The sequence below is a fragment of the Aminobacter sp. LjRoot7 genome, assembly GCF_964252895.1.
Lineage (GTDB): Bacteria > Pseudomonadota > Alphaproteobacteria > Rhizobiales > Rhizobiaceae > Aminobacter > Aminobacter aminovorans_B.
Map to the genome: position 1 here is coordinate 12,106 of NZ_CAXUPX020000019.1, position 18,817 is coordinate 30,922.

General features: G+C 63.7%; 19 protein-coding genes. 13 read left to right on the plus strand and 6 right to left on the minus strand.

Features of this window, described 5'->3' with window-relative positions; genetic code table 11:
* Positions 1 to 20: 20 nt before the first annotated feature.
* Positions 21 to 944, minus strand: coding sequence for a bifunctional 5,10-methylenetetrahydrofolate dehydrogenase/5,10-methenyltetrahydrofolate cyclohydrolase (locus tag ACSQ3E_RS29545; RefSeq protein WP_310327684.1), 924 nt, complete (start codon positions 942 to 944; stop codon positions 21 to 23).
* A gap of 238 nt (positions 945 to 1,182) precedes the next feature.
* Positions 1,183 to 1,962, minus strand: a complete 780-nt coding sequence (locus ACSQ3E_RS29550; RefSeq protein WP_436125368.1) for a L,D-transpeptidase — start codon at positions 1,960 to 1,962, stop codon at positions 1,183 to 1,185.
* Positions 1,963 to 2,173: 211 nt separating this feature from the next.
* Between ACSQ3E_RS29550 and ACSQ3E_RS29555 the strand changes: the two genes are divergently transcribed.
* Positions 2,174 to 2,812, plus strand: coding sequence for a DNA-3-methyladenine glycosylase I (locus ACSQ3E_RS29555; protein ID WP_436125369.1), 639 nt, complete (start codon positions 2,174 to 2,176; stop codon positions 2,810 to 2,812).
* A gap of 137 nt (positions 2,813 to 2,949) precedes the next feature.
* Here ACSQ3E_RS29555 and ACSQ3E_RS29560 read toward each other — a convergent pair whose 3' ends face one another.
* Together ACSQ3E_RS29560 and ACSQ3E_RS29565 are read right to left on the minus strand one after the other, a co-directional pair.
* Positions 2,950 to 3,336, minus strand: a complete 387-nt coding sequence (locus ACSQ3E_RS29560) for a hypothetical protein (RefSeq protein ID WP_436125370.1) — start codon at positions 3,334 to 3,336, stop codon at positions 2,950 to 2,952.
* Between the two features lie 30 nt (positions 3,337 to 3,366).
* Complete coding sequence (locus ACSQ3E_RS29565; protein WP_436125371.1) at positions 3,367 to 3,549, minus strand: hypothetical protein; 183 nt, start codon at positions 3,547 to 3,549, stop codon at positions 3,367 to 3,369.
* Positions 3,550 to 3,739: 190 nt separating this feature from the next.
* Between ACSQ3E_RS29565 and hisS the strand changes: the two genes are divergently transcribed.
* Genes hisS through hisG form a run of 3 tightly spaced genes read left to right on the plus strand, consistent with a single transcriptional unit; the run spans position 3,740 to position 7,108 of the window.
* Positions 3,740 to 5,284, plus strand: a complete 1,545-nt coding sequence (gene hisS, locus ACSQ3E_RS29570; protein WP_436125372.1) for a histidine--tRNA ligase — start codon at positions 3,740 to 3,742, stop codon at positions 5,282 to 5,284.
* Positions 5,285 to 5,288: 4 nt separating this feature from the next.
* A complete protein-coding gene (locus ACSQ3E_RS29575) occupies positions 5,289 to 6,407 on the plus strand; it encodes an ATP phosphoribosyltransferase regulatory subunit (RefSeq protein ID WP_436125373.1) in 1,119 nt (372 codons plus the stop codon).
* Positions 6,407 to 7,108, plus strand: a complete 702-nt coding sequence (gene hisG / locus ACSQ3E_RS29580; protein WP_436125374.1) for an ATP phosphoribosyltransferase — start codon at positions 6,407 to 6,409, stop codon at positions 7,106 to 7,108. Before ACSQ3E_RS29575 ends, hisG begins: the two co-directional genes overlap by 1 nt.
* Here the strand turns inward: hisG and ACSQ3E_RS29585 are convergent.
* Positions 7,077 to 7,982: a hydrogen peroxide-inducible genes activator gene (locus tag ACSQ3E_RS29585; RefSeq protein WP_436125375.1), complete on the minus strand. Its 906-nt coding sequence runs from the start codon at positions 7,980 to 7,982 to the stop codon at positions 7,077 to 7,079. The genes hisG and ACSQ3E_RS29585 overlap by 32 nt on opposite strands.
* Positions 7,983 to 8,294: 312 nt before the next feature.
* On the opposite strand from ACSQ3E_RS29585, the gene katG reads away from it, so the two are divergent.
* The 5 genes from katG (at position 8,295) to ACSQ3E_RS29610 (ending at position 13,670) form a co-directional block, all read left to right on the plus strand.
* The gene (gene katG, locus ACSQ3E_RS29590; RefSeq protein ID WP_436125376.1) at positions 8,295 to 10,481 is read left to right on the plus strand and encodes a catalase/peroxidase HPI; all 2,187 of its coding nucleotides are present in this window, start codon (positions 8,295 to 8,297) and stop codon (positions 10,479 to 10,481) included.
* A 174-nt stretch (positions 10,482 to 10,655) separates the two neighbouring features.
* Entirely contained in the window at positions 10,656 to 11,942 is a 1,287-nt protein-coding gene (locus ACSQ3E_RS29595) for an RsmB/NOP family class I SAM-dependent RNA methyltransferase (RefSeq protein WP_436125377.1), read from the plus strand.
* A gap of 101 nt (positions 11,943 to 12,043) precedes the next feature.
* Positions 12,044 to 12,496 (plus strand): TspO/MBR family protein, encoded by a 453-nt coding sequence (locus tag ACSQ3E_RS29600; RefSeq protein WP_436125378.1) that lies wholly within the window; start codon positions 12,044 to 12,046, stop codon positions 12,494 to 12,496.
* Positions 12,497 to 12,575: 79 nt separating this feature from the next.
* A complete protein-coding gene (locus ACSQ3E_RS29605) occupies positions 12,576 to 13,034 on the plus strand; it encodes a PaaI family thioesterase (RefSeq protein WP_310327657.1) in 459 nt (152 codons plus the stop codon).
* Between the two features lie 3 nt (positions 13,035 to 13,037).
* The gene (locus ACSQ3E_RS29610; RefSeq protein ID WP_436125379.1) at positions 13,038 to 13,670 is read left to right on the plus strand and encodes a 5'-methylthioadenosine/S-adenosylhomocysteine nucleosidase; all 633 of its coding nucleotides are present in this window, start codon (positions 13,038 to 13,040) and stop codon (positions 13,668 to 13,670) included.
* A gap of 96 nt (positions 13,671 to 13,766) precedes the next feature.
* Here ACSQ3E_RS29610 and ACSQ3E_RS29615 read toward each other — a convergent pair whose 3' ends face one another.
* Entirely contained in the window at positions 13,767 to 14,090 is a 324-nt protein-coding gene (locus ACSQ3E_RS29615) for a hypothetical protein (RefSeq protein ID WP_436125380.1), read from the minus strand.
* Positions 14,091 to 14,150: 60 nt separating this feature from the next.
* Between ACSQ3E_RS29615 and ACSQ3E_RS29620 the strand changes: the two genes are divergently transcribed.
* The 4 genes from ACSQ3E_RS29620 to ACSQ3E_RS29635 all read left to right on the plus strand — a co-directional run bounded on the left by ACSQ3E_RS29620 (position 14,151) and on the right by ACSQ3E_RS29635 (position 18,815).
* Positions 14,151 to 14,612 (plus strand): MarR family winged helix-turn-helix transcriptional regulator, encoded by a 462-nt coding sequence (locus tag ACSQ3E_RS29620; protein ID WP_436125381.1) that lies wholly within the window; start codon positions 14,151 to 14,153, stop codon positions 14,610 to 14,612.
* Positions 14,613 to 14,706: 94 nt separating this feature from the next.
* Entirely contained in the window at positions 14,707 to 16,269 is a 1,563-nt protein-coding gene (gene guaA / locus ACSQ3E_RS29625; protein WP_436125382.1) for a glutamine-hydrolyzing GMP synthase, read from the plus strand.
* A gap of 293 nt (positions 16,270 to 16,562) precedes the next feature.
* Positions 16,563 to 17,819, plus strand: a complete 1,257-nt coding sequence (locus tag ACSQ3E_RS29630) for a tyrosine-type recombinase/integrase (protein WP_267322408.1) — start codon at positions 16,563 to 16,565, stop codon at positions 17,817 to 17,819.
* Between the two features lie 174 nt (positions 17,820 to 17,993).
* Positions 17,994 to 18,815 carry a helix-turn-helix transcriptional regulator gene (locus tag ACSQ3E_RS29635; protein WP_267322407.1) on the plus strand — a complete coding sequence of 274 codons (822 nt, stop codon included), beginning with the start codon at positions 17,994 to 17,996 and terminating at the stop codon, positions 18,813 to 18,815.
* The last annotated feature ends 2 nt before the right edge of the window (positions 18,816 to 18,817 follow it).

Genomic DNA, 18,817 nt, shown 5'->3' on the forward strand with positions numbered 1-18,817 from the left:
GCTCGGGCCGGCGCAAAGCCCTATTCGGCGGCCAGCGTCGCTTCGGCGGTGCCGAACGTCGCGCGATAGACGGCGCGCTGGCGGTTGAGCGCCACCATGGTGTTGCGCAGCAGGATCGCCACAGTCACCGGCCCGACGCCGCCCGGTACGGGCGTGATCCACGACGCCACTTCCTTGACACTTTCAGTGTCGACGTCGCCGACGATGCGGCTCGAACCATCGGGCAGCGTTTCGGCATTGATGCCGATGTCGATGACTGCGGCCCCGGGCTTCACCATGTCGGCCTTGATCAGGCGTGCCTTGCCGACAGCGACGAACAGCGCGTCGGCACGCCGCGCATGGGCCGCCAGCGAACGTGTCATGTGATGGCACACGGTCACGGTGGCGCCTTCGCTCATCAGCAGGAAGGCGATCGGCTTGCCGACGATCTCCGAGTGCCCGACGACCACCACCTCGAGACCCTTGAGGTCGAGCCCGGTGGCCTTCAGCAATTCGACAGAGGCAGCGGCCGTGCAGGGCGCCAGGTCGAGCTGGTTGTAGACGATGTTGCCGATCGAGGCTGGGTGCATGCCCTCGACGTCCTTCAGCGGATGCACAGCCGCCTGGATCGCCTTGATCGGGATATGCGCCGGAACCGGCCGCTGGATGATGATGCCTGTGACGCGCGGGTCGGCGTTCATGCCGTGGATCGCCGCTTCCAGCTCGCCTGCCGTCAGTTCCGCCGGAAAGCGCCGCTCCTCGAAGTCGATACCGGCCAGTTCAGCCTTGGCGCGCTGGTTGCGGACATAGACGTCGACAGCGGCGACGTCGCCGACGGTGATCGAAACGAGCTTGGGGCGGAAACCCTCATCCGTCGCCTGCTGCGCGGCGGCGCGGACTTCGGCGATGATGCGGGCGGCCACGGGGCCGCCTTTGAGATAGCGGTTGTCGTCGAGCGGCGGCATATGTCTTCCTTCGCAGGTCATCATCGGCTTGCAACGGGATACTTCGGCGCGCGCGGGATGAAAAGGGTCGATCCGATCAAATTTCATCCATGTTAAACAATTTTTCCTGAAATTTGCCGCAGGGTGAGATTTCCAGCCGCTGTCGCGCAATGCGAAAAGGGCAGCACGGTCTTCCGCCGCACTGCCCTTTTGCATGGGAGCCTGGTCTTGCGACCGGCTCCGCCCCCGTAACCGGTGCTTATTTGACGATGACAGTGGTGCCGACCGCGACGCGCTCGTAGAGGTCCATGACGTCCTCATTGCGCATGCGGATGCAGCCCGACGACACCGCCCCGCCGATCGTCCAGGGCTGGTTGGTGCCGTGGATGCGGTACAGCGTCGAGCCGAGATAGAGCGCGCGCGCCCCGAGCGGGTTTTCCGGACCGCCGGTCATCATCGCCGGCAGCACGCGGCCCTTGGCGCGTTCGCGCGCGATCATCTCGGCCGGTGGCCGCCATTCCGGCCATTCGCGCTTCGACGTCACCTTGTGCGTGCCCGACCATTCGAAGCCCGGCTTGCCGGTGCCGACGCCGTAGCGCCGTGCCTGCCCGTCGGTCCCGACGAGATAGAGGAAATTCTCCGTCGTATCGATGATAATGGTGCCGGCCTTCTCGGCACCGTCATAGGCGACAGTCTGGGGCAGGTAGATCGGGTTGATCTGCGGCTTGACGCTGCGCTTTTCCGGCGCGCGCAAGGCGGCCGTCTGCACGCCGTCGGGGCGCTCCTTCTGGCGCTGGGCGGCACGCGGTGCCTCGCGCGGCGCAGCCGGCCTGACCTGGACCTGGGCGCGCTGCTGGCGCCGCTGTTGCCTGGGCATCACCTCGCCGGGATTGCGTCCGAGCTGCAGCACCCAGGGCGCGGACAGGTCGGGGCTCACCACCACCGGCGGCCGCTCGGCATAGCGGTCATAGGCCATTGCGGGCGAAACAAGCTCGGCCAGCATGGCGGCCGATGCCAACAGGATCAGAGGTTTTCTCATGACGTGCTCTCAACTCGATCGTCAGCGGGGCAGGGCACGGCCCATTCCCTTTTCGGGGCCATGTTGTCCGGGCCTTCCCACCGAAACATGAATCGGGTTGCTTAAAATGCGAGATTGTCAGGAAACCTTTTGGTGTGGTTACCAGCCGGTTCAGGAGTCTGGTAAAGCACGGGTAAATCAGCGCTTCTTGCTGTTAACGAACGGGTTCGACATGGACGAGAAAAAGACAGGCCTGATGGTCGGCGCGGATGGGGCGACACGCTGCTTCTGGCCGGGCGCGCTGCCCGATTATCTGCATTACCATGACAATGAATGGGGCCGGCCGGTCGCCAACGACACCAGGCTGTTCGAAAAGATATGCCTCGAAGGGTTCCAGTCCGGCCTGTCGTGGCTGACCATCCTGCGCAAGCGCGAGAGCTTTCGCGAGGCATTCTCAGGCTTCGACTTCGACAGGGTCGCCGAGTATGGCGAAACCGACATCGAGCGCCTGCTCGGCAATCCCGGCATCGTCCGCCATCGCGGCAAGATCGTCTCGACCATCAACAATGCCAGGCGTGCCCGCGAACTTGCCGACGAGGCCGGATCGCTCGCGGCGTGGTTCTGGAAGTTCGAGCCCGGCGCCGACGAGCGGCCCAAGGTCGTCGATTATCCCACGCTGATCGCCAACCCGACGACGCCGACGTCGACGCGCATTTCCAAGGAGTTGAAGAAGCGTGGCTGGAGCTTCGTCGGCCCGACCACCGTCTACGCTTTCATGCAGGCAATGGGCATGGTCAACGACCACATCGAAGGCTGCATGTGCCGCGGCAAGATCGAAGCGGAACGCATGAAGTTCAAGCGGCCAAGTTGAGCTGCCCCTCATCCCCTGCCGGACCTTCTCCCCGTAAGGACGGGGAGAAGGAGGCCGGCTGCAAATGTTGACGCCTCCCTCTCCCCGTCCTTCACGGAGAGAGGGTAAGGGTGAGGGGCGGCGCTGACCTTACCTTGTCACCGCTCATACCGACCCTTGTACCCACTTCCGCCGATATCCCACACCAGGCTCCGGCCCGACACCGTCAGCACCAGCCCGCCAAAGCCGCGGTCGTCAGGCGTGTGTCGGCGCGAGGCCGCACTCCGGCCGGCCGGGATCACTTCGACGGTCGAGCCGCGCTTGATCCAGCAGCCCTTGCCGTACTGGTCGTTGGCGCCATAGGCGAGCATGAACTCGAAGCTGCCGTTCGGCCTGAGCAGCAACTCGGAGCCGACCTCCATGACGCCGTTGAGATAATAATGTCCGGCGAGCTTGGGATCGCCGGGCGAACAGGCTTCGGCCGTGGCAAGTCCTGCCGCGAGCGATAGTAAGCCGAGGGCTGCGGTTGAAACGATCCGTGGCATGGCAGTGCCTTTCGGGACCGGAAGAGGGTCCTATGCGGAAAACATCAGGCCGGCTGCGATGGCACCGACGGCGGCAAGTGCGGGATAGAGCACGAGTGCCACCGTCAGCAGCGTATCCCCGAACGATGCTACCCGCCTCGGGGCAGCCTCTTCCCGCCGTGGCTGAAGTGCCTGCGCTGCGGTCTTGTCGAGTTCTCGTGCGATCGTGGGCATCGTATTCGTCCTGGCATTCAATGCTGCGCCTTGTCGCTTCAAGCTGTATCGGCACGATGTCGGTCAAATTGTGGAAATGTTTCGGCTTCCCCGTGGTGAGCCAAACGCTTGCCGCTCCATCCCATTTCGGTTACGACACGCCGCGCCGTGATCGCGGCCAAAATTTCTGGAAAACAGCGGAATTCTCGCCATGGCCGACAAATCGGAAAAGATGAAAGCGCGACTGCCGCGCGGCTTCGTCGACCGCAGCGCGGACGACATCCGGATCGTCGAGAAGATGATGGCTAGGATTCGCGAGGTCTACGAGCTCTACGGCTTCGAGCCGGTCGACCAGCCGATGATCGAATACACCGACGCGCTGGGCAAATTCCTGCCCGACCAGGACCGGCCCAACGAAGGCGTCTTCTCCTTCCAGGACGATGACGAGCAGTGGCTGTCGCTGCGCTATGATCTCACCGCTCCGATGGCGCGCTTCGTCGCCGAGAACTACGAGAAGCTGCCCAAGCCCTACCGCAGCTACCGCTCCGGCTGGGTGTTCCGTAACGAGAAGCCCGGTCCCGGCCGTTTCCGCCAGTTCATGCAATTTGACGCCGACACCGTCGGTACGCCTGGCGTCGCGGCTGATGCCGAGATGACCATGATGATGGCCGACGTGATGGAGGCGCTCGGCATCAAGCGCGGCGACTACGTCATTCGCGTCAACAACCGCAAGGTGCTCGACGGCGTCCTCGAGGCCATCGGCCTCGGCGGCGACGAGAACGTCAATCGCCGGCTCACAGTGCTGCGCGCCATCGACAAGCTGGACAAGTTCGGCGTCGAGGGTGTTGGCCAATTGCTCGGCGCTGGTCGTTGGGATGGAGGCAAAGAAGGAGAAGGTGACTTCACTAAAGGCGCGGGGCTGGACAACGAGCAGATTCGGATACTGGCCGGGTACAACCGAATTCTAAGCTATCCCTGGAAGAAGCCGTTCTCTATCAAAGCATACGAAAGATACATGCGGATCTGGGCCAAGTTAGATCGTATGCCCGAGCTAGTGGGCGCCGCGCTCGATGAACTTGAGACCATTCGAGAGCTCGTGCGTAGCGCAAATTATGGCTCGGACCGCATTCGCATCGACCCATCGGTCGTGCGCGGCCTCGAATATTACACTGGCCCAGTCTACGAGGCCGAATTGAACGCCGAAATCCCTAATGAAGAGGGCAAGATCGTGCGCTTCGGTTCGGTCGGCGGCGGCGGCCGCTACGATGGCCTCGTCTCGCGCTTCCGCGGCGAGCCGGTTCCGGCCACAGGCTTCTCGATCGGCGTGTCGCGCCTGATGACGGCGCTGAAGAACCTCGGCAAGCTCGACACGTCCGACGTGGTCGCACCCGTTGTCGTGCTGGTCATGGACAAGGACACCGAAAGCCTCGGCCGCTACCAGAAGATGGTCGCCGACTTGCGCCGCGCCGGCGTGCGCGCCGAAATGTATCTTGGCGGCGCCGGCATGAAGGCGCAGATCAAATATGCCGACCGCAGGGGCTCGGGCGTCGTGGTCATCCAGGGTGGCGACGAGCGCGCCAATGGCCAGGTCCAGATCAAGGACCTGATCGAGGGTGCGCGCATGTCGGCCGAAATCACTGACAACGCCGAATGGCGCGCCGCGCGTCCGGCCCAGGTCACCGTTGCCGAGGCCGAGCTCGTCGCCGAAGTGAAGAAGGTCCTGGCCGCACAGGCGGAAGAGCGGGCAAAGCAGTAAGGCCATGAACGCGCGTTATCCGGCGATTGCATCCGATATCCTGAAGCTCTTCGCCGCGCGCGGGGCCGATGCCGTCGACGTGCCGGTGCTGCAGCCGGCCGATCCGTTTCTCGACATGGCCGGCGAAGACCTGCGCCGCCGTATCTTCCTGACTGAAAGCGAGACGGGCGCAGCACTTTGTCTGCGGCCGGAGTTCACCATTCCGGTCTGCCTCGACCACATCCACACCCAGTCCGGCACGCCGCGCCGCTATTCCTATCTCGGCGAGGTGTTCCGCCAGCGCCGCGAGGGTGGCAACGAGTTCTTCCAGGCCGGCGTCGAGGATCTCGGCGACAAGGACATTGCCGCAGCCGACGCTCGCTCGGTGGCCGACGCGCATGCGCTGCTGTCTTTGTGCCTGCCGGGACGCGAACTGACCGTCACGCTCGGCGACCAGGCGATCTTCGAGGCGGTGCTGGCAGCGCTCGGCCTGCCGCGCGGCTGGCGCATGCGTCTTGCCCGCGCCTTCGGCTCGGCCGAGCTTCTGGCGGCCGCCCTCGGCGATCTCGCAGCACCCACCCGCACCTCGGCCCTGGCCGAGCCAGTTGCGTCCCTCGTCGCCGATGGCGACCATGACGCGCTTGCTGCCCACATTGCCGCCGGCATGGAGCAGGCCGGTCTTTCGCCCTCCGCCGGCCGCACGCCCAACGACATTGCCCGCCGGCTGATCGAAAAGGCCGAACTGCGCAGCGTGCGCCTGTCGAGCGATGCCTTCGAAGCGCTCGAGCGCTTCCTCGCCATCGACGTGGCGCTCGACGAGGCGCCGGCAGCGCTCAAGGAGTTCGCCGCAAGTGCCGGCCTGACGCTGGGGGCTGCACTCGACAATTTCACCGCTCGCGCCAAGGCGATCTCAGATCACGGTCTCACCACCGGCTCCGTCCGCTACGACGCTGCTTTTGGCCGCCCGCTCGACTATTATACCGGCCTGGTGTTCGAGATTTTCGGCCCCGAAGCTGACCGGCCGCTGGCCGGCGGTGGACGCTACGACCGCCTGCTGACCTTGCTCGGTGCCGGCAAGCCCATTCCCGGCGTCGGCTTCTCCGTCTGGCTCGACCGCATCGAAGCCTTGAGGGAGGCGCGCTGATGGCCATCTCGATCGCACTTCCCTCCAAGGGGCGGCTCAAGGAGCAGGCGCTCGACGTGCTGGCCAAGGCCGGCTTCACCGTCAACCTGCCCGACGACGACCGCCGCTATCGCGCCTCCATCGAGGGCAGGGCGGATATCGAGATCGCCTTCCTGTCGGCATCCGAAATTTCGGGCGAGATCGGCCAGGGCAATGTCGATCTCGGCATCACGGGCGAGGATCTGATCCGCGAAAACCTCGCCGACTGGGAACGCAAGGCAGCGATCACTGCCCGCCTCGGCTTCGGCCATGCCGATGTCGTCGTTGCCGTGCCCGACATCTGGCTCGACGTCGACACCATGGCCGACCTCGACGACGTCGCCGCCGATTTCCGCCAGCGCCATGGCCGCCGCCTGCGCATCGCCACCAAATACTGGCGGCTGACGCAGCAGTTCTTCTCCCAGATGCACGGCATCCAGGTCTACCGCATCGTCGAAAGCCTCGGCGCCACCGAAGGCGCGCCGGCCGCAGGCTCCGCCGATGTCATCGTCGACATCACCTCGACTGGCTCGACGCTGCGCGCCAACCACCTGAAGATCCTGTCGGATGGCGTCATCCTGCGCTCGCAGGCCTGCCTGGTGCAGTCGTTGAAGGCCCGCAATGCCACTGATGAGGCGACGCTCGCCGAGTTCAATGCCGCAGTAGCGGCTGCAGTCCGCTGACGATCCGCGCCAGCTCCAGGCACTCATTGTGGCGCGGGCTGTTGCGGCGCCAGGCAAGGCAGATGCGCCGCTCCGGCACCGGCTCGGCGAAGGGCACGATCTTCAGGTCGCGCTGGTCGCCCGCCGGGCCCGCCGCCATCTCGGGTATCAGCGTCACGCCGAGGCCATGTGCCACCATCTGCAACAGCGTCGTCAGGCTGGTCGCGCCATAATTGGCCATCGCCACCGGCTTGACGTTGCCGCACACGGCCAGAGCCTGTTCACGCAGGCAATGCCCTTCCTCGAGCAGCATCAGCCGTTCCAGCGCCGGGCTTTCCGGTGGCACTGGCGGTGAAACGAAGTCGGGGTCGTTTGCCGGCACCGCGAGGTAGAAGCGGTCGGAAAAGAGTTCCTGCGTCGTCAGCCCGGCATGGTCGAGCGGCAGCGCTGCCACGAAGGCGTCGATGCGCCCGTTCAACGCGTCCTCGGCCAGCGATCCGGTGATCGCCTCGCGCAGCTCCAGCCGAAGGTTCGGATATTCCTGCTTCAGCGCTGGCAGCACGTGGGGCAGCAGATAGGGCGCCACCGTCGGGATGATGCCGAGCCGCATCCGCCCTTCCATGGCCAGCCGGCCACGCCGCGCCGTTGCCTCGACCTCGCGGATGTCGGTGAGGATCCTGTCGATGCGCGGCAGCAGGTCCAGCGCATCCTCGGTCAATCGCACGGCCTTGCCGCCGCGCTCGAACAGCGTGCAGCCGAGCCGTTCCTCCATCTCGGCGATCTGTGTCGAAAGCGCCGGCTGGCTGACGCCGGCATACTCGGCGGCGCGGCCGAAATGCAGCGTCTGGGCCAGTGCCGCGAAATATTCCATCTGTCGGATTGTGAGGCGGATCATAATCAAAAACTATCAAACTTCTTAGAAAAGGCAATTTGGCTTTATCGGAATCGCATCCTAGACTGGAACTATTCCAATGAAGGCGGTATACAGTATTCAGTTTCGCGCCTAAAAAGGTCTAGCAAGTTCTATCCAGAGGGAGGGCGCAAGCCATGACGCGATTGACGATCTTCAAGAACGCTGGGGGTACCTGTGCCCGACCCCGCAATGGCCGCATCGGCCTGACCGCTTCTGGCCTGGCGTAGCCTCGATCGCAGGCTGCCCGACAGGCCGCAAACCCAACCACGCAAAGACGTTCAGAGAGAGATCGACATGGATACCAAGACTGAGACGAGCGCGGGCAAGTGCCCTGTCGCCCACAAGCCCACCGGCACCGGCAATCGCGACTGGTGGCCGAACATGCTGGACCTCTCGGTGCTGCATCAGCACTCCAGCCTGTCCGACCCGATGGGCGAAGCCTTCGACTATGCCAAGGAATTCGAGAGCCTCGACCTTGATGCCGTGATCAAGGACCTGACCGCCCTGATGACGGATTCGCAGGACTGGTGGCCGGCCGACTTCGGTCACTACGGCCCACTCTTCATCCGCATGGCCTGGCACAGCGCCGGCACCTACCGTATCGGCGACGGCCGCGGCGGCGCGGGTGCTGGCCAGCAGCGTTTTGCCCCGCTCAACAGCTGGCCTGACAACGTCAACCTCGACAAGGCCCGCCGCCTGCTGTGGCCGATCAAGCAGAAGTATGGCCGCAAGATCTCCTGGGCCGACCTGATGATCCTGACCGGCAACGTCGCGTTGGAATCGATGGGCTTCAAGACCTTCGGTTTCGCCGGTGGCCGCGCTGATGTCTGGGAGCCCGAGCAGGACATCTTCTGGGGCAAGGAAGGCAAGTGGCTGGCCGATGAGCGCTACAGCGGCGACCGCGAGCTCGAAGGACCGCTGGCCGCCGTGCAGATGGGCCTGATCTACGTCAACCCGGAAGGCCCGAACGGCAATCCCGATCCGCTGGCGGCTGCCCGCGACATCCGCGACACCTTCGCCCGCATGGCGATGAATGACGAGGAAACCGTCGCCCTGATCGCCGGCGGCCACACCTTCGGCAAGACCCATGGCGCCGGCGACGCCGCCAATGTCGGCAAGGAGCCTGAAGCCGCCGACATCGAGCAGCAGGGCCTCGGCTGGCACAACAGCTTCGGCACCGGCAAGGGCGGCGACGCCATCGGTTCCGGCCTCGAAGTGACCTGGACCACGACGCCAACCAAATGGACGAACAATTTCTTCTGGAACCTGTTCGGCTACGAGTGGGAACTGACCAAGAGCCCGGCCGGCGCACACCAGTGGACGCCCAAGCACAATATGGGTGCCGGCACCGTCCCGGATGCGCATGACAAGTCCAAGCGCCACGCCCCGGCGATGCTGACCACCGACCTGTCGCTGCGCTTCGATCCGGAATACGAGAAGATCTCGCGCCGCTTCCTGGAAAACCCGGACCAGTTCGCCGACGCCTTCGCCCGCGCCTGGTTCAAGCTGACCCACCGCGACATGGGCCCGCTTGCCCGCTACCGCGGCCCGCTGGTGCCGAAGGAAGAGCTGATCTGGCAGGATCCGATCCCCGCCGTCGACCACGTGCTCGTCGACGATGCCGATATCGCGGCCCTCAAGGCCAAAGTCCTCGGCTCGGGCCTGACTGTGTCGCAGCTGGTTTCGACCGCCTGGGCCTCGGCCTCGACCTTCCGTGGTTCGGACATGCGCGGCGGCGCCAACGGTGCGCGCATCCGCCTTGCCCCGCAGAAGGACTGGGCCGTCAACCAGCCGGCGCAGCTGGCTTCGGTGCTGGAAAAGCTCGTGGCGATCCAGAGCGAGTTCAACGCATCGCAGTCGGGCAACAAGAGGGTGTCGCTGGCCGACCTGATCGTTCTCGGCGGTGCTGCGGCGATCGAGAAGGCCGCCAAGGATGCCGGCAACGACGTCAAGGTGGCCTTCACCCCAGGCCGCATGGACGCCTCGCAGGAGCAGACCGACGTCGATTCCTTCGCCCCGCTCGAACCCAGCGCCGATGGCTTCCGCAACTACACGAGCGGCCGTCAGCGCCTGAGCGCCGAGGAGAACCTCGTCGACCGTGCCCAGCTGCTGAAGCTGACCGCGCCTGAGCTGACCGTGCTTGTCGGCGGCCTGCGCGTGCTTGGTGCCAATGTCGGCGACTCGGCCCATGGCGTCTTCACCACGCGTCCCGGAGCGCTTTCCAACGACTTCTTCGTCAACCTGCTCGACATGGGCACGGAGTGGAAGGCAACGTCGGATGCCAAGGACGTGTTCGAGGGCCGCGACAGGAGCACGCAGGAAGTGAAGTGGTATGGCACCCGCGTCGATCTGTTGTTCGGCTCGCACTCGCAATTGCGTGCGCTGGCCGAGGTCTATGGTTCGGCCGACGCCGGCGCGAAGTTCTCCAAGGATTTCGTCGCAGCCTGGAACAAGGTGATGAACGCCGACCGCTTCGTATAAGCAGGCGAACCCGGCCGAACGAGGCAGGCGCGGAGCGATCCGCGCCTGTTTCATTTTGTGCTGCCTGTCTTTGCGGGAAGTTTTTGCCCTGACTAGGCAGGCCGGCGCTTGTGCATTCCGCCGCTGCTGTTTAGCTAGACCTGATACGGGTCAACCGAAAGCGGAAAACCGAATATGCGACTTGGCGGACGACTGGCTGCGGCCATTGAAGTTCTCGACGATATCGAGAGGCGGCACAGGCCCGCCGCGGATGCACTGAAGGATTGGGGCCTTTCCCATCGCTTCGCCGGCGCCGGCGACCGCGCCGCGATCGGCAACATCGTCTACGACGCCTTGCGCCGCAAGCGTTCGGCCGGCTGGCTTGTCGGCGACGAGACCTCGCGCGCGCTGGGCTTTGGCGCCCTGCTGCTCGAATGGGACCAGTCCGCGGAAGCGCTCAACCAGACGCTCGACGGCGACAAGTTTGCGCCCGAGCCGCTGAGTGCGGCCGAACTCGCGACGATCGCCAGCCACAAGCTCGACGAGGCGCCCGATGCCGTTCGCGCCGATTGCCCCGACTGGTGCGCACCGCTGCTCGAAAGGGCCTTTGGCGAGGAGTGGGTCGCCGAGGGCGCTGCCCTTGCCGCGCGTCCGCCGCTCGACATCCGCGCCAACACGCTGAAGGCCGACCGCGCCCGCGTCATCGCCGAACTCGAAGGCACCCAGGCGGCACCCACCGCACTTGCCCCGCATGGCGTTCGTATTCCCCCCATCGACGGCAGCGGCCGCCACCCCAACGTCCAGGCCGAGCCGGCCTTCCAGAAGGGTTGGTTCGAGATCCAGGACGAGGGCTCGCAGCTGGCGGCCGAACTGGCAGGTGCTGTGCCCGGCATGCAGGTACTCGACTACTGCGCCGGTGCCGGTGGCAAGACGCTGGCCTTGTCGGCCGCAATGGAAAACCGCGGCCAGATCTTCGCCCACGATTCGGAGAAGTCGCGGCTTGCGCCGATGTTCGACCGGCTGCGCCGCTCCGACAACCGCAATGTCCAGGTCGTGTCCAAGCCGTCAGAGCTCTCGGGCCTGACCGGTCACATGGACCTCGTGCTGATCGACGCGCCCTGCACCGGCAGCGGCACCTGGCGCCGCCGGCCCGACGCCAAATGGCGGCTGACACAGCGTCAGCTCGACGTGCGCAAGGCCGAGCAATCGGCCATTCTCGACGCCGCCAGCGCCTATGTGAAGCCGGGCGGGCTCGTCGTCTACATCACCTGTTCGGTCTTCGACGAGGAGAACGCCGACCAGGTCGCAGCCTTCCTCGATCGGGACAAGCGATTTTCGGCAGTCGACCACAAGGCACTTTGGTCGCAGCATTTCCCTGATCGCGCCGACGCCGTGCGCTTCGGCGCGCAAGGCCTGTCCTTGACCCCGGCTCGCAGCGGCACCGACGGCTTCTATTTCGCCGCCATGCGCAAGGCCGCCTGATCCTGCGTGGCACGTCGCTCTGCCTTGTGGCGGAGCGAACTGTGCAACCAGTTCCGGCCTCTGGCGTTCTGCGCCTCGGGTGCGCAGTTGCTGGAGGTCGCATGAACAGATACGTCGCCTTGCTCGGTTTTATCGTCGTTGTGCTCGGTGGCGGCTTGCTCATCGGCCTTCTGACGCTGCCGGGCGAATGGTATTCCGGGCTCGCCAAGCCGTTCTTCAATCCGCCAAACTGGATCTTCGGCCCGGTCTGGTCGGTGCTTTATGTGCTGATCGCGATCGCCGGCTGGCGCATCTGGTCGCGCGAACCGCATGGCGTCGCCATGCGCCTGTGGGTCACCCAGCTGGTGCTCAATTTCTTGTGGTCGCCGACCTTCTTCGGGCTGCAGCAGATGGGCCTAGCGCTGTTGGTCATCCTGGCCCTGCTTGCCGCCATCCTCGGCTTCATGGCGACTGCGGCGAAATCGGACCGTGTCGCTGCCTGGTTGTTTGCGCCTTATGCCGCCTGGGTCGCCTTCGCCACCTTGCTCAACGCTTCGCTGTGGTGGCTCAACTGATTTCAGTTTTGCACTGCAGCATTTCCGATTGCCAGCTTTTGCCGGCTTTGCGATAAGCGAAGCCAAGAGGACATCCGATATGGCAGCCAAGATCGTACCAGCGGCCGACTATGACGAGCGCGTCAGGTCGTCCTTCGCGCGCCAGAGCGCGATGCGCACCATCGGTGCCGAGTTGACGCTGGTCACGCCGGGCATCGTCGAGATCGAGATGCCTTATTCCGGTGAACTGACCCAGCAGCATGGCTTCCTGCATGCCGGCGTGATTTCGACGGCGCTGGATTCCGCCTGCGGTTATGCCGCCTTTTCGCTGATGCCCGAAAATTCGAGCGTGCTGACCATCGAGTTCAAGGTCAACCTGCTGGCGCCCGGCAAGGGCGAGCGCTTCCTGTTTCGTGGCTCCGTTACCAAGCCGGGCCGCACCATCGTCGTCGCCGACGGCCAGGCCTATGCCATTACGGTCGACGGCGAGGCCAAGCTGATCGCCACCATGACCGGAACGATGATGGCCATTGCCGGCCGCGACGGCATCGAGGGCTGAACCATGCCGATCACCCAGTTCGCCGGCCGCAACGTGCTGTTCGTCATGGCCGTCGATGCCGAATACGGCCCGCATCTGCGCAAGCTGTTCGAACCGCTGATGACCGGCGTCGGCCCGGTCGAGTCAGGCGTCGTTGTCGGCGCCGAACTGTCGCGGCTCGTGGCCTGCAACGGGCTGCCCGATCTCGTCGTCTGTCTTGGCTCGGCCGGCAGCCGCAGGCTGGAGCAGACCGAGGTCTACCAGGCCGTCTCGGTTGCCTATCGCGACATGGATGCCTCGGCGCTCGGCTTCGAAAAAGGCACGACGCCCTTCCTCGACCTGCCGGCGACTTTGGCCTTGCCGCTGCGCATTCCCGGTGTCGGGGAGGCCAGCCTCTCCACCGGTGGCACCATCATTTCGGGCAGCGCCTACGATGCGATCCCCGAGGACATGGTCGACATGGAGACCTTCGCCGTGCTGCGTGCCTGCCAGCTCTTCGGCGTGCCGTTGATCGGCCTGCGCGGCATCTCCGACGGTGCCGCCGACATCAGCCATGTCGACGACTGGACCGAATATCTCCATGTCGTCGACGAGAAGCTGGCGCATGCCGTCAACTTGCTCGGCCGCGCCATCCAGAGCGGCGAGCTCAGGCTCTAGAGCAATTCCAGGAAAAGTGCGCAGCGGTTTTCCGTCCGGAATTGCGTAGACAAGAAGCCAGAGGGATTCCGCGTTTCGAAGAAAAGCGGAAGCACTCTAGGCAGCGCGTGGCAAGTCCTTGGCGTTGCCGAACAGGATGGCCGCAAGCCTCACTTTGACGTCGCGGTCCCTGTTCACATAGGTGATTTCGCCGGCCTCGTGGTCGAGCGCCCAACGCCCAGTCACGCCATTGTCCCAGTCGACGACATAGCCGCCCTCGGCGAGCGCCCATTTGCCTTGTCGTGCTTCGCCGTCGTCGAGAAGCATGTGTGCGACATCGCCGGTCTCGAAATAGACGTAGGCCTCCTTGCCATTGCGGTCGAGCACATGCGTCGTGCCTGCAATCAGCACCTTCAGGGCGGCCTGATCGAGAATTGCCATCGTCGGTTCCTTCCGATATCTGGTTGGTCAAGTATCTTGACGATATGCGTGATTGGAAAAATGGTCAAGCAACTTGACGAAAATACAGCGAGGCCGCTGCCCGACCATGTCGGCTGGCGCCTGTGGCAGGCGAGCCGCGCCTGGCAGGCCGAATTCGCCGAGGCGATGCGCACGGCCGGTCACGGCTGGTTCAGCGAAAGCCGCGCCGGCCTGCTCGGCCACATTCCGCGCCGCGGCACAAAGCAGGCAGCGCTCATCGAACGCGCCGGCATCTCCAAGCAGGCGGTGCAGCAGCTACTCGACGGGCTGGAGGAGGAAGGCGTTATCGAGCGCGCGCCGGATCCGGAGGACAAGCGCGGCAAGCTGGTGCTCTATACGCCAAAGGGGCGCGCCGCACTCAACGACGGCGACCGCATCAAGCTCGACATCGAGACGCGCTACCGGGCGCATCTGGGCGAGGGTGCATACGACGTCCTGATGGCGGCGTTGCGCGCTCTCGCTGAACCGCGAGCCCGGTCATAGGCTGGCCGGGCTGGGTCTGGCATTGCACAGCGCACTTGTCACCCATGCAATCGAGACCATTGCACAGACGTGATTCTTTCTTTAAACGCCCGCCATGAAGAACTCCGAGCACCCCGAAACCGTCCTCATCATCGACTTCGGCAGCCAGGTGACGCAGCTCATTGCGCGTCGCGTGCGAGAGGCCGGGGTCTATTCCGAGATCGTGCCCTTCCAGTCGGCCGCAGAGGCCTTCAAGCGGATCAACCCCAAGGCGGTGATCCTCTCGGGCAGCCCGCATTCCACCGTCGACATTGGCAGCCCGCGTGCGCCTGAAGCCGTCTTTTCAGCCGGCATCCCGGTGCTCGGCATCTGCTATGGCGAGCAGACCATGTGCGCCCAGCTCGGCGGCAAGGTCGAGGCTGGCCATCACCGTGAGTTCGGCCGCGCTTTTCTCGAGATTCAGGACGACAGCCCGCTGTTCGAGGGCGTCTGGGCCAAGGGCACCCGCCACCAGGTGTGGATGAGCCACGGCGACCGGGTCACCGAAATCCCCGAGGGCTTCCGTGTCATCGGTACCTCGAATGGCGCCCCCTTCGCGGCAATCGCCGACGAGAGCCGCAACTTCTACGCCGTGCAGTTCCACCCCGAAGTCGTGCACACGCCCGATGGCGCCAAGCTCCTGCGCAACTTCGTCCACAAGATCGCCGGCATCGAGAGCGACTGGACCATGCACGCCTATCGCGCGCATGCCGTCGAGGCGATCCGTAAGCAGGTCGGCGACAAGAAGGTCATCTGCGCCCTTTCGGGCGGCGTCGACTCGTCCGTCGCGGCTCTGCTGATCCACGAGGCTGTCGGCGACCAACTGACTTGCATCCTCGTCGACCACGGCCTGATGCGCAAGAACGAGGCGGCCGACGTCGTCGCCATGTTCCGCGAGCACTACAACCTGCCGCTGATCCTCGTCGACGCCTCCGAGCGCTTCATTTCGGCGCTCGAAGGCGAGTCCGACCCGGAAAAGAAGCGCAAGACCATCGGCCGCCTGTTCATCGAGGTCTTCGAGGAAGAGGCCAAGAAGCTCGGCGGCGCCGATTTTCTCGCCCAGGGCACGCTCTATCCAGACGTCATCGAGAGCGTCTCCTTCACCGGCGGCCCCTCGGTTACCATCAAGTCGCACCACAATGTCGGCGGTCTGCCCGACCGCATGAACATGAAGCTGGTCGAGCCGCTGCGCGAGCTGTTCAAGGACGAGGTCCGCGTGCTCGGCAAGGAGCTCGGCTTGCCCGACAGCTTCATCGGCCGCCATCCGTTCCCGGGACCGGGCCTTGCCATCCGCTGCCCCGGCGGCATCACCCGCGAGAAGCTCGAGATCCTGCGCGAGGCCGATGCGATCTATCTCGACGAGATCCGCAAGGCTGGCCTCTACGACGCCATCTGGCAGGCTTTCGCCGTGCTGCTACCGGTCCAGACCGTCGGCGTCATGGGCGACGGCCGCACCTACGAGTTCGTCTGCGCGCTGCGCGCTGTGACCTCGGTCGACGGCATGACCGCCGACTTTTACCACTACGACATGAACTTCCTCGGCCAGGCCGCCACCCGCATCATCAACGAAGTCCGCGGCATCAACCGTGTCGTCTATGACGTCACCTCGAAGCCGCCGGGCACGATCGAGTGGGAATGATTTAGGCCCATCCGGGCGTATCCAAAAATACGCCACGGTGCGATCTAACTGATTGAAATAAAATATAAAATCTGTTTCTGCCTGTCGAGAACAATCGGCAGGCAGCAGACGGGCCTGTCGTGCGTTCTGACGGACCTCCCCCATATTGCGCTCCCAGATTTTCGAAAGTACCGTCACAGGAACTGAGGGTCGTGACGGTACTTTTTGGCGCATAACTCATTGAATTAAAATGAGTTTATTCGCCGCGAACCTCTGAAATACCCCTGACGGTACTTTCTGGAGGAAATGGGCGCATGTTGACGGACGTTGCTCTTAAGTCATTGAGGCCAAAAGACAAAGCGTACAAAGTGGCGGACCGCGACGGCATGTACGTTCGCGTCATGCCAAGTGGTGCAGTCTCGTTCGGCCTGGATTACAGGATCAATGGTCGGCGCGAGACGATCTACCTCGGCAAGTACGGCCGGGATGGAATCTCTCTTGTGAAAGCGCGCGAGCTTTGTCTCGATGCCCGGCGGGCGGTTCGCGAGGGGCGTTCTCCAGCGCTGGAAAAGCAGCGAGACAAACGGCGCCTAAAGGAAGCGAAGAGCTTCGGCGAGTTCGGCGCGAAGTGGCTGGAGGGCGCGCCTATGGCGGAGAGCACACGCGCGATGCGCCGCTCAATCTTGGAGCGTGATCTGTTGCCGATCTGGCGAAACCGCCTGCTCACCGAAATCACGCCCGACGATCTGCGTGCGCATTGCGCAAAGATTGTCGGGCGTGGGGCGCCGGCGACCGCAATCCACGTTCGAGATATCCTGAAACAGATTTACGGCTTCGCCATCCTGCACGGGGAGAAGGTTTCCAACCCCGCGGACGATGTTGGCCCCGCTTCAATCGCCCATTTCGTGCCACGCGATCGTTCGCTGTCTCCGGCCGAGATCCGAGTGATGTTGAAGACGCTGGAGAAGATCGCAACCCTTCCGACCATTCGGCTGGGAATGAAGCTCTTTTTGTTGACCATGGTTCGAAAGAGCGAACTTCAGGATGCGACTTGGGATGAGGTCGATTTCGGGAACGCTGTCTGGTCGATCCCGAAGGAGCGCATGAAGCGAGCCAAGGCGCACAATGTGTACCTGTCGCGTCAGATGCTCGACATCTTCATTGCGCTGAAGACCTGCGCCGGCAACTCGCGTTATGTCCTGCCATCACGCTACGATGCTGACGCGCCAATGTCGCGGGCCACCTTTAACCGGGTCACCTACCTGGTCGTCGAGCGAGCGAAGAATGACGGTCTGCCTCTTGAGCCTTTCACCGTGCACGATCTGAGGCGGACGGGATCGACGCTACTCAATGAACTGGGATTCAATAGCGATTGGATTGAAAAATGCCTCGCGCATGAGGACGGGCGTTCTTCACGAGGCGTCTACAACAAGGCCGAGTATGAGCTGCAGCGCCGCCATATGATGCAGGAATGGTCGGACATGGTGGATGCTTGGCTCGAAGGTCGGCGGCACATGCCCGTTCTTGTTCCGCCCTCGATGCCGATTTTTGAGCCTGATCCATCTCTTTGAGCTTGTGGTTGTCGGCCATTCTGCTCCCGATCGGTAGCAGAATGGCTCCGGGCGGGTGCCTTTTGCCGATGTGATCCCTTTCGGGAGCAGGTATCTTCGAGTGATACCGATCGGGAGCAGGTGCCCTTGAAACACTGATGAGATGTCGCTATGTTCCCGATCGGGAGCAAATGCATGGCTAGTAAGAAACCTCTATCCGCTCTGGGCGACAAAAGCGCTACGGACCTTGCGAAGCTTGCTGGGCAGGTTGGCTCTCAAGGCCTGGCGAAGCGCATTGCCGATATCAACGCGCCATTTTTAAGCGCGACAGATCTCGTCAAGGCAATTTCGCAATTCGGGATTGCCAGCGACTTTGACAAGCATTTGCCAGCCCTGCCGCCCAAAATCGACCTCCGAATCCCGGATCTGCTGGAACCCGTTCAGGCCACGCTGCCACGCCCGTTTCCTGAGTCAACTCAAGATCTGGCGAAACACATTGCTGGTTTCACCGTTCCCAAAGATGCACTCACAAACCTCGGTGAGGGATTGTTGCCATCGGACTATGGCCTCAAACTTAACGCAACAGATCTCGCCAAGGCGCTCTTGCAGTTTGAGGGCGCCGATACCCTGTTGGGGGGGGCCTCCGAACCGGTTCCAAAGATCAACCTTCAGCTTCCAGACATGTCGCAAGGTGTACGGATCTCTCTGCCGCATCCGATTGAGGAGTCGTCTCAACAGCAGAACAGAGAGACGGGAAGCGATAAGACGATCGTGTCGCGGGCCAATCGTGGCGAGGAAGTGGACGAGTTGGAGATCGTCTCTCCTTCAGATCTCGGACTGCTGGTGAGGCGCGCTCGCGAAACCCGCCATCTGTCGCAGCAGAGCTTCGCTGACCTAGCAGGCGTCGGCCGTAGATTCCTGTCCGAGCTGGAAAACGGCAAGCCAACGCTCGAACTTGGCAAAGTGCTGAAGGTCGTGCGCGCAGCCGGCATATCGCTCCTTGCTCGGCAGAGGTAACG

Bases quoted from the DNA above. Each gene is read 5' to 3' on its own strand.
- ACSQ3E_RS29545 (WP_310327684.1), bottom strand. From the start codon at position 944: ATGCCGCCGCTCGACGACAACCGCTATCTCAAAGGCGGCCCCGTGGCC.
- ACSQ3E_RS29550 (WP_436125368.1), bottom strand. From the start codon at position 1,962: ATGAGAAAACCTCTGATCCTGTTGGCATCGGCCGCCATGCTGGCCGAG.
- ACSQ3E_RS29555 (WP_436125369.1), top strand. From the start codon at position 2,174: ATGGACGAGAAAAAGACAGGCCTGATGGTCGGCGCGGATGGGGCGACA.
- ACSQ3E_RS29560 (WP_436125370.1), bottom strand. From the start codon at position 3,336: ATGCCACGGATCGTTTCAACCGCAGCCCTCGGCTTACTATCGCTCGCG.
- ACSQ3E_RS29565 (WP_436125371.1), bottom strand. From the start codon at position 3,549: ATGCCCACGATCGCACGAGAACTCGACAAGACCGCAGCGCAGGCACTT.
- hisS (WP_436125372.1), top strand. From the start codon at position 3,740: ATGGCCGACAAATCGGAAAAGATGAAAGCGCGACTGCCGCGCGGCTTC.
- ACSQ3E_RS29575 (WP_436125373.1), top strand. From the start codon at position 5,289: ATGAACGCGCGTTATCCGGCGATTGCATCCGATATCCTGAAGCTCTTC.
- hisG (WP_436125374.1), top strand. From the start codon at position 6,407: ATGGCCATCTCGATCGCACTTCCCTCCAAGGGGCGGCTCAAGGAGCAG.
- ACSQ3E_RS29585 (WP_436125375.1), bottom strand. From the start codon at position 7,982: ATGATCCGCCTCACAATCCGACAGATGGAATATTTCGCGGCACTGGCC.
- katG (WP_436125376.1), top strand. From the start codon at position 8,295: ATGGATACCAAGACTGAGACGAGCGCGGGCAAGTGCCCTGTCGCCCAC.
- ACSQ3E_RS29595 (WP_436125377.1), top strand. From the start codon at position 10,656: ATGCGACTTGGCGGACGACTGGCTGCGGCCATTGAAGTTCTCGACGAT.
- ACSQ3E_RS29600 (WP_436125378.1), top strand. From the start codon at position 12,044: ATGAACAGATACGTCGCCTTGCTCGGTTTTATCGTCGTTGTGCTCGGT.
- ACSQ3E_RS29605 (WP_310327657.1), top strand. From the start codon at position 12,576: ATGGCAGCCAAGATCGTACCAGCGGCCGACTATGACGAGCGCGTCAGG.
- ACSQ3E_RS29610 (WP_436125379.1), top strand. From the start codon at position 13,038: ATGCCGATCACCCAGTTCGCCGGCCGCAACGTGCTGTTCGTCATGGCC.
- ACSQ3E_RS29615 (WP_436125380.1), bottom strand. From the start codon at position 14,090: ATGGCAATTCTCGATCAGGCCGCCCTGAAGGTGCTGATTGCAGGCACG.
- ACSQ3E_RS29620 (WP_436125381.1), top strand. From the start codon at position 14,151: ATGGTCAAGCAACTTGACGAAAATACAGCGAGGCCGCTGCCCGACCAT.
- guaA (WP_436125382.1), top strand. From the start codon at position 14,707: ATGAAGAACTCCGAGCACCCCGAAACCGTCCTCATCATCGACTTCGGC.
- ACSQ3E_RS29630 (WP_267322408.1), top strand. From the start codon at position 16,563: ATGTTGACGGACGTTGCTCTTAAGTCATTGAGGCCAAAAGACAAAGCG.
- ACSQ3E_RS29635 (WP_267322407.1), top strand. From the start codon at position 17,994: ATGGCTAGTAAGAAACCTCTATCCGCTCTGGGCGACAAAAGCGCTACG.